Origin of the sequence: Salinicola peritrichatus (assembly GCF_003206715.1) — a bacterium.
Lineage (GTDB): Bacteria > Pseudomonadota > Gammaproteobacteria > Pseudomonadales > Halomonadaceae > Salinicola > Salinicola peritrichatus.
Map to the genome: position 1 here is coordinate 1 of NZ_PZJU01000104.1, position 577 is coordinate 577.

Consider the following 577-nt stretch of genomic DNA (forward strand, 5'->3'; position numbering starts at 1 on the left):
GCTAGAAGCGAGACGAGGGAAGTGGTAAGCGCCGCTTCGCGGCTAGAAGAGGGAAGAAAACTTCTCTCTTGTCTCTTCCTTCGTAATCCCTGGTTTCTTTCCTCTTCCTTCTTCTCTCTTATATCTAAGGTTTCGTTATGTCACACCAGTCATCGCTCATCGCCGACGATATTCAGAGCTACCTGCGCGAGCACGAGCAGAAAGACCTGCTGCGCTTCATCACCTGCGGCAGCGTCGACGACGGCAAGTCGACCCTGATCGGGCGGCTGCTGCACGACTCCAAGATGATCTACGAGGATCAGCTGGCGGCGATCACGCGGGATTCGAAGACCAGTGGCACCACCGGCGACAAGGTCGACCTGGCGCTGCTGGTCGATGGCCTGCAGTCGGAGCGCGAGCAGGGCATCACCATCGATGTCGCCTACCGCTTCTTCTCCACCGACAAGCGCAAGTTCATCATCGCCGATACCCCAGGACACGAGCAGTACACCCGCAACATGGCCACCGGCGCCTCCACCGCCAGCCTGGCGGTGATCCTGATCGACGCCCGCCATGGCGTGCAGGTGCAGACCCGCCG

1 protein-coding gene is annotated in these 577 nt (G+C 60.0%); it reads left to right on the forward strand.

The window, feature by feature from the left end; all coding sequences use genetic code 11:
- Positions 1 to 137 precede the first annotated feature (137 nt).
- A partial coding sequence (locus DOM57_RS21635) for a GTP-binding protein (protein WP_204353068.1) occupies positions 138 to 577 on the forward strand: 440 nt, incomplete at its 3' end.